This window comes from Bacillus sp. JJ783 (genome assembly GCF_036963225.1).
Lineage (GTDB): Bacteria > Bacillota > Bacilli > Bacillales > Bacillaceae_G > Bacillus_A > Bacillus_A cereus_U.
In genome coordinates, this window is the sequence record NZ_JBALMG010000144.1 from 1 (window position 1) to 5,642 (window position 5,642).

A 5,642-nucleotide genomic window follows, 5' to 3' on the forward strand; every position below is an offset into this window, starting at 1 on the left:
ATAAAGGCACTCATTATTTTGTTTGAGTGCCTTTATTATATAAAGTATATATTATTTTTTAAATACACTTGGTTCTTCAACCCTAAAGGAAATTACTTCTCCGCAATCAAGACAAAATGTAGTTAATAGTTTAGAGCGTTTCCCACCTTTGAAGATTGTGCTATGTATATTTTCATAAATATATGCATGGAAACCGTATCCTACTTTCCCTTCTTTAAGATTAGTAGATCCACATTTATCACATTTTGAATTTTGCATATTGTAAACCTCCTTTTCTATAATATTATCATGATTTTAATAAGGGGATCGTTTTTAAATAAATATTGTATTGAAAAATAATTTAAGATACCTCTATTCCGACAAAACATAGCAAAGACTGTGCGAGCTTCGTCGATGGATTTTAAGAGGTATTAACCTTTTAATATGGAATTTGCCTTATAGGAGGTGGCGTAGCGCTATGTCAGAAGCAGAGATAATATATTCCAGCAATGAGGTCTATAGTCGTTTAGGAGTAAGTGGTAGCACACTTAGAAAGTATTCGGATGTTCTTGAACGTGAAGGATATGATGTGAGAAAGAATAGTCGAGGGAGAAGGGAATATACAGAGTTTGATGTTGTACTTATTGAACAGTTAGTAGAGTTGAGTAAGCAAGATGGTATGACTTTAGAAAAAGCTGCGAAAATGATTGCAAAGCAGTTTGGAATCGCTAATAAGAAAGAGGAGTCCCAGGGGACAGATCCAGTTCCTTATCAAATGCAATATCAATTTCAACAACAATATAGCGCTATGATAGCTGAGATTAATAAGGTGCAGCAAGCAAACCTATTAGAAATGGAAAAGAGACTCGGTGATCGTATAGATCAAAAGAACAAATTAATCGAAGAGGATATTAAAGAAAGAAATAAATTAATAAAGGAAGATATGAGAGATCGGAAGGAACGTGAAGAAAGGATAGAAAAGAGGTTAGAGCTAAGAGACGATAATCTTATGAAGATGGTCAGAGAGATTCAAGATGCTAAACGTACTATTGTATCAGCCCAGGAAGAAATAGCGGCAGCGAGGTTAAAAAAGAAATTTTGGTGGATGTTTTGGAAATGAGCACTTTTTGCAATGAATATGATATATACTGAAGTGGACTTATAATTTTAATATTCTGAATTATATTTAGCAACCTATAATTACAGGTCGAACTCTTATATAATTTGCAGAATTATGGTAATATTTAGGTAAAATTAAGTGGTTGAGGAGGACGTAGTGATATGAGCACAAATGTTTTCACGCATGAAGCAGTTATGCAACAACTTAATGATTTTTATCAAATGATGTTGTCGCAGCAAATTATAAAAGCAACTGAAGTAAAAAAAGAAATAGATGAAAAAATTGAACAGATTAAACATGCAGAACAAAAAGAAAATCAAAATCAAAATTTATTATTATATTATTCTTTACTAGATTTAAAATACAGAATGCTAACTGATCGAGTAAGCATTCGAAAAGACAGCTTTGAAGCAATTGATAAGATTGATGAAACGACAGATACACTCATAGCATATTACTATCATTCTTTTAAAGCAGAACATGCTTTAATGTTTAGTAACTATAATGAAGCGAGAAGACAATACGAAGAAGCTGAAAACTTATTAGAACACATTTCTGACGAATTAGAGCATGCAGAGTTTAATCAAAAATATGCGGTGTTAAATCATCATATGTCTAGTATGTTAATATCTATTGAATACGCAAATAAAGCGAAAGAAATCTTTGAAAGGCAAGCTGGATATGAGGTGAAAGTTGCTTCTTGCGAAAACACATTAGGGACAGCTTGTATATTCTTAAAGCAATTTGAAAAAGCGGAAGAACATTTGAATCGTTCCATTGACCTTTTGCAAAAACATAATGAAGAAAAATTGATTTTAGTAGTAAGGCATAATCTAGGATTATTATATGCAACTCAAAACTTATCTACATTAGCGATTCGTCATTTATCAGAAGTGACAGAGAAGAATCCTGTACATTTTAAAGCATTGTTCTTACAAGCACGTGAACACTATAAGCTAAGAGAAACAAATATTGCAAAAGAACTTATTGAAAAAGGATTAGCAGTTTGTATGGAATTAGGAAATGAAGAGTATGTATATCATTTCAATATTTTACGTTCTCTTAATGAAGATGAAGCAATTAAACTCTTAGAAGAAGAAGTGAAAAAAAGTATTTCTTACTTCGAAAAGCAGGGTTTATGGGATTTCGTAGAAGAATATGCAGAAGTATTAGCGGTTCGCTTCCGCAAATTGAATGAGCATGAAAAAGTTAGTGATTATTTCGATGTATGTTACGAAGCGAAACAAAAATTACTAAGCAAAGGGGCGTTAAAATAATGAAGAAGCTTGTGTTAGCGACATTAGGATTAGCTATAGCATTATCATTTAGTAACAATACAGGTGATACACAACATGCTCTAAAAAAGGAAGAAATTATACAATACTCACATGCTGATCATTTTTAATTGCTAATTAACAAAGGGACTCCAATTATGGAGTCCCTTTGTTAATGGGGTAATGCTTTGGTTTGTTTTATTATAACAATATTTGTAAAAAGTGTATAGGGGTTCTAAATTTGTAGGGATAATCATTTAATTTTCTTCATTTTTTATTTGATAAAAAGGTGATTATATTTAGTTAGCAGGGGTCACCATACATCGCCATCAAGCTAAGGTTTTGAAGTGCCCCCTAAATGAAAATTTTCTTTCTCCACAGTTAGTTATTTTGAAAAGTCCCCTCATTTTTTTGCTTTTGGGGTGTTTACTTTTCTTAAGTTGATGGGCATGACATAGAACCCGCATTATGAAAATTTGGGAGCTATTAGGTTTTAGTCACCCAGAAGTTCATAAAGATTACTGCGACAAACTAATGGGCCAACACTTATGTGGGACGAGCGATATTATGAAGGCTATCTATTTCGCTGATAAAGATTTACATGATAAATATCGCTATAAGATTCCAGAATGCTATGCGATGGGTGAAGCATTAGGGGTAGCGTATAAAGTAATTAAATCTTAATAAAATAGTTATTTTGTAAGTGTCAAAAAAAGAGCACCTCGTATAGGTGCCTGAATAAGAATTATTCAATAATCAAGATAATTACTTACCACCATTTTTATTTATATGTTTTAAATAAAAAACAGAAAAAATCCTTATTTGAATAGAGAAAAGAAAAAAGACAACAACCGGAGGGCTTGTTGTCTCAAAAAAAGTGGAATGACACTAAAATATTAGTTTAAGACATAACAGGTTATTTAAAGTATATGAATCGCGTGTAAAAATATACACCTTTCAAACAAAATCGTTATTTCATAGCAAATACAAAAGAGCACACAAATAAGCGTGCTCTTAGATAAGAAAGGTAAGAATCTTATGAGTGGAGAGTCTCCATACAATAACATATGCTTGTCTAGTTTAAATGTGAAAGTTTTTTAATAAATACGCTATTTGATCAATAGGTTATGGAGACGAAAATAGTGCACAATTTTTTTTGTGCACCACTATATATAAACTATGTCTTGTCTTATTAATTATATGTCCACCTCAGAAAATCGTGAACAGATTAAAGTGGGATTTAAAAAGAGAAAACTTAAAAGGTGCTCCTCGACCAAACCTTTATTTGATAAAACAAAGCAGTCAGCTTAATTAGCTAACCACTTGTTGTACAAAAGAAATTAGGCCCTACAAGTACAGATATGTAACTTGAAGTTACAGCTATAGTATAAACGTAATTGGAAATGTTATACGGGGATAAAAAGGAATCTAATAAAAATTTCATTTTGTAGAAAAAAGTAAAAAGAGCACTATCAATTAGTGCCCTTTGTAAAAATAGCGTAAGTAGCCAGCTCACGTTATAAAGAAAGGTAGAATTTAATATATTCAAACCCTGCTTAAATGGTGAAAACAAAAGAGCAGCTAGTAAAAGCTAACTGCTCCATTATCAAAAAAAGGTTCCAGGCTGCAAACACTGTTAAGAAAGCAGCTTACGGATAGTATGTACAGAATTGTGAGGATTATTCGGATGAATAAAAAGAGCACCTTCGAACAGTGCTCTTTCATGAAGGTTATGCGGAAGTAAAATGACGAAATCACCTAGTAGAAAGGGTGGCACAAAATAATATATGAACGTTTATCTAATGGGTGACAGTGAAATAAAAAGAGCAGCTAACAAAAGCTAACTGCTTTGCCCCAGTAAAGACTGGGGAGTGCTTTAATAGGTCTAAGGCTGAAATAAGGGTTTTAGATGTTAATACCTAAGACCTAAATATAGTATGGATTTCACTTCAGAAATTATGCATATAAATTGCATTCCAATAAAAATGGTTAAAAAACAAAGCAGCTAGCTCAATTAGCTAACTACTTGTTGTACAAAAGATATTAGGCCCTACAAGTAATGATATGTAACTTGAAGTTACAGCTATAGTATAAACGGACTTGGAAATGCTATGCGGGAAAGGGAACTTAATAAACACTTCATTTTGCACAACAAAGCAGTTAGATTAATTAGCTAACTGTTTGTTGTACAAAAGAAACTAGAGTTTACAAGTAATCATTTGTAACGGATAGTTACAGTTGTAGTAAAAACGGAATCGGGAGAGTTATGCGGGAATAAAACTTAATAAACACTTTAATTAAGAAGAAGGTGGTGATACAAATGTATATCTGTCCAAAATGTTTCGTTGATCAATATGAGATTTTTGAACATTTCACGTTATGTGAAGAGAGTAGTGATGAATAGTGAGTAATTTTAACAAGTTCAAAGGAAAATACGGTTTATAATGGAGATCCATTAGTATGTATATCATATGGGTGTACTTCCTAAAATGATTCGCTATTATACGTTGTCAGACTGAGTGGCATTTCAAATTATTAACAGGGAGAGGGATAATTGAATAGGATTATAGTAATTACTTAATGCTGGGATAGGTTATAAATGGAGAACCAACTTAAAGAGATATTTGGTGCATTGGTAGCAGCGATAGGCACAATTACTTCCGCTATTGGAAGCACGCCTTTTCATTTTATAAGCGGTAATGTAAGAAAAGATTTGAATGTATATGGAAACGTATTACAAGCCGTTGGTAATGCTTTAGAGGCCGATGGTCAAGGGGAAATATCTCTTGAAAAGATTGGGAATGAAATCCAATCACTTGGTAATGTAACTGTAATATCTGGATTGGTTATTGATTTTAAAGAAGAAACACAAATTAAATTAGTGATTGCTGGGAATTGGACACAGGCTTTAGGCGGACTTACAGCTTTAGCAGATGAATTTAATGATACTTCGGATAACGATGAATCCTTAAACATTATAGGAAACTTATTACAATCTATAGGGAATTCATTACAGGCAATAGGAGGTATTTACGAATTAAAAAGTAACAGAGATGAGGAACAGTACAATAAAGAAGGTAAAGTAAATGGTGTGGGGAAAGATACAGACACTCAAGTAAACAGCGAAACTAATGAAAATGAAGAAGGACAGAGAATAGATGTTGTAGGAAGTTGGATCCAAGCTGTAGGTTCTGTAATTTCATTAATTGGGCAGATACGTGAAGAGAGTGAGGAATTGGAAGGAAACGATTAATAGATTAGTTTAATAG

The 5,642-nt window shown here is 32.6% G+C and carries 5 protein-coding genes and 1 pseudogene; 5 read left to right on the forward strand and 1 reads right to left on the reverse strand.

Annotation, left to right across the window (positions count from 1 at the left end; translation table 11 throughout):
- Nucleotides 1-51 precede the first annotated feature (51 nt).
- On the reverse strand, nt 52-258 hold the full coding sequence (locus V7038_RS24945; protein WP_193648479.1) for a hypothetical protein: 207 nt from the start codon (nt 256-258) through the stop codon (nt 52-54).
- A 199-nt stretch (nt 259-457) separates the two neighbouring features.
- Between V7038_RS24945 and V7038_RS24950 the strand changes: the two genes are divergently transcribed.
- The 5 genes and pseudogenes from V7038_RS24950 to V7038_RS24970 all read left to right on the forward strand — a co-directional run bounded on the left by V7038_RS24950 (nt 458) and on the right by V7038_RS24970 (nt 5,626).
- Nucleotides 458-1,099, forward strand: a complete 642-nt coding sequence (locus V7038_RS24950; RefSeq protein WP_335695796.1) for a DUF3967 domain-containing protein — start codon at nt 458-460, stop codon at nt 1,097-1,099.
- A 161-nt stretch (nt 1,100-1,260) separates the two neighbouring features.
- Nucleotides 1,261-2,376: a tetratricopeptide repeat protein gene (locus V7038_RS24955; RefSeq protein ID WP_335695797.1), complete on the forward strand. Its 1,116-nt coding sequence runs from the start codon at nt 1,261-1,263 to the stop codon at nt 2,374-2,376.
- Entirely contained in the window at nt 2,376-2,504 is a 129-nt protein-coding gene (locus tag V7038_RS24960; RefSeq protein ID WP_016094016.1) for a hypothetical protein, read from the forward strand. Before V7038_RS24955 ends, V7038_RS24960 begins: the two co-directional genes overlap by 1 nt.
- A 322-nt stretch (nt 2,505-2,826) precedes the next feature.
- A pseudogene (locus V7038_RS24965) lies at nt 2,827-3,057 on the forward strand (hypothetical protein); the annotation flags it as partial.
- Nucleotides 3,058-4,972: 1,915 nt separating this feature from the next.
- Nucleotides 4,973-5,626: a DUF6944 family repetitive protein gene (locus tag V7038_RS24970; RefSeq protein ID WP_070129309.1), complete on the forward strand. Its 654-nt coding sequence runs from the start codon at nt 4,973-4,975 to the stop codon at nt 5,624-5,626.
- Nucleotides 5,627-5,642: the final 16 nt, after the last annotated feature.